The 3,195-nt window shown below is 36.6% G+C and carries 1 protein-coding gene; it reads right to left on the bottom strand.

Annotation, left to right across the window (positions count from 1 at the left end; all coding sequences use genetic code 11):
* On the bottom strand, window positions 1-1,871 hold a 1,871-nt coding region (locus tag J7R13_RS08410; RefSeq protein ID WP_208438269.1), incomplete at its 3' end, for an autotransporter outer membrane beta-barrel domain-containing protein.
* Between the last annotated feature and the right edge of the window lie 1,324 nt (window positions 1,872-3,195).

Here is a 3,195-nt window from a genome sequence, read left to right as displayed (position 1 = left end):
TCTAGCATCCCACTGGATGTAGTTCGTAATATTTCCAATTGCTTGTTCTGATTACTGATATCCATCAAACCGGCATGGAATATGCTATTGGGCAAGAGTAGATAAGTCGGAACTTGCGGAACAACAGCCTTAACTTTCAACTCAGTATGAGGCTTCTGAGCTGGCCCTGGAAAACGCTCTAGACCAGGTGAAGGACGAGGTGTCGGCAGAGGCTTAGAATCGGGAGCTTGATTAGATGGATTATTAGAATCAATATATCCATTCTCGAGGCGGAAATCCCAAAACTCTCCTCCACCTTCAACTAATCTTTGTTCCGCACTTGCCTTCCCTAATTCAGATCCTGGACCATAAGCACGGAGCACATACTTATAAGGTAAATTTTCTAGCGCGACATAGCCACCGTCTAACTGAAAGGAAGCCTTCTCTGCCTTCCCAGAAACCTGAATAATTGAGATACCTTTGTTACTGCCTTCAACCCCTGTACCTCCCCCTGGACTTCCTGAAACAGCACGTATATGCACTGTCGTCTTTCCAGAAACATCACCATGAATTAAAACACGATCCGTTTTCTGATCGTCAAGACGACCACCCCTATTCAGATAGGTATTGAGATAAAGATGTGCATTACCCTGCGCCTTATAAACCACACCTGATCCCTTTCCAATGCAGAGTGTTTGATAATTACCAGCTTCGCTAGAGTTTGGTTTTTCAAAAACAATAGAACTATCAATAAGATGTATCAATGAAATCGATGAAACACCCATAGAGCCAGAATCGCGCAAGTTTTGATTTTTCGGTCGCGTTAAAGTCCATTTTGATCCATTCCTCAGCCGAAATTCAGCAGTGGAATTTTTATCAAGACGCACCCCCCCTATAAGCGCAGAACTATCAGCCGAAACCTTCACAAAAGAGTCATTCTCACCCTTCAACAACAAATCTCCAGACATTTTGGAATCTTGCTTAACATCAATAAGAGCACCAGATTTTCTGCTGTAAATAACTATACTTTTGGGAACTTCAAAAGAGCTTGCCTGTAAAACGACATATCCTCGCATGGGTAAATCTGTTTGTGGTAAACTCCCAAACAACGCGTCATCATCATAAAAACTATAAAGTTTCTCTTTTGTCTCAGAACTTTTATATTGCTGATCTTTGGCCTCTTCTCCTTCCCAAAAATGAATACCGTAGGATGCATCACCTTCCACCACAAAAGTAGAACCTGCAATATCCAAATCGTTCTCATTTCCTTGCAATGAAATGCCATGGGCATCGGTAACCTTAACGCTCCCTAGCGCAAAAGCGAAACGGCCAAAAGATCTGGGCATCTCTAAAACCGAATTTTTACCATGTCTTCCTATATTCTTTTCTTGGCTACCCTTTTGAATAATAGAAACCCCTTGTAAATAGACTGTCGCATCTGCTCCTGTATAAACCGCAGTACCGTTTGTAAAGTCGATCGCTCCTTTTTCTATCTCAACAAATCCCCCATCATCCGCCATTACACCATACTTCCAAAAATTTTTATCCGAACCATTATTATTTGAAGCATCCTTAATAGTGATATTATTCCCTTTAATCTTCGTCCCTTCTTTAGAGGCTTGTATGGCAACAGTCTCATCCGCATTGTTATCAGTTTTCTGATAAGTTTTGTTAGAAATGTCATGATTTTTACCATCATTGTACCGACAAAATGCACCGTTTTCTTCACATGAAAATTTACTGGTATCATTTTGTGCCACAACATTAACAACAGAAGCAGGCTGCGCCTTATTATCAGGGGCACTAGCCTGTATTTGAACATTGTGTGAAAAAAAAATGCTAACCGTAGTTAAAGCACATAAAGAGAGATGATTTTTCAATATCTTGACCATAATTTCACCATAATTTCTTTCCCCACCTGATTAAGAATACACATCCAATCAAACCAACTTGAACACAAGCCAGATTTAACACATTTTATAAAATATTTTTCGCCTTATTAATTCGTTTTGTTTTTTATGTAAATACAGAATAAAAAACACAATCCAAATTTGTGGTTTTTACAAAGGATTTTATGTAAATACAGATGAAAAACGATATGAAATGCACTAAAAGCAGTTATCCAAAATAACTTTAGTGAGTTTGTATTCATAAATTAATTACTTTATGTTGTCTGCAAATCAACACCTAGAATTATGCAACGCTCTAAAAACAAAGACTGAGACAGATCAACACTCTATAAATAGCCACAGCCTCTATATGCAAAAGTGGCATAAGACCACTGTGTATATCTGTCTAATTTACCCCTGAAATAGAGCGACTGCCTAATTTTGAAAAGATATAAAATAAAAACCAGTTTCTATCTTATCGCCTTTTTTCATTCGACTTTACAACTTTCAAAAGCATTTACAGCAATATTTTTAAAAGAGTACATATTGTTCATTTTTGTTTGTTTCGTTCTTTAATCATGTATTCCATGAAAAACGGCACACCATTGTGTAACGCATCCACGCACTTTCTTAAAAAAATATTTCTTATGCCTTCAATTCTATCTCACAATACGACCCATAAAAAAGATAAGATCCATGAAACTTTATCATTCTTACACTTAGAAAAATACAAGCAGTACCACTATTTTATTTTTGAACTTAAAATATTACGAATGCTTTGCATTGAAACGGTTTTAAGAGGCATTTAGAGCTTTCCATAAAATGGCTTTGCGTCCTATATACCAATTCGATTTGTAATATGCGAATAAATGATTTTTGTTAATTCATCAAAAAAGAGATTGAGATGAGAGAATATTCTTGTATTCAGCACTCTAAATCAAGCCACAACAATGAATGATCTTTATCAATCAACCTCTGATAATAACACAAACAAATCTCTATAAAATAATCAATTTTAAAATTATTAAACACAAAGAATCGATTTCACTTCTCACAAAGAATTGAAGAAATCCAACCAGAAAGCACATTTAAGGCGTGCAAGATATCTATATTTCAAAAAATTTAACACAAGAAAAAAAGTCATAAGTTACGCTTATGACTTTTTAAAGATTTGGTCAAAAATATGATTGCTAAAACTGATAGCGAACTCCCCCCGAAAAACTAGCCCCAGAAAAACCAGCCTTCGTTAGCTTATGTTGATAAATCATATCAGCCTGAAGCAAAAAGTTTCCGGACAACCGCGCATTAAAGCCTAATCCAACCTCTA

The organism is Bartonella taylorii 8TBB (assembly GCF_902825155.1).
GTDB classification, from domain to species: domain Bacteria; phylum Pseudomonadota; class Alphaproteobacteria; order Rhizobiales; family Rhizobiaceae; genus Bartonella; species Bartonella taylorii_A.
The sequence above is the reverse complement of the archived record's forward strand: the minus strand, read 5'-3'. Positions and strand labels throughout refer to the sequence as shown.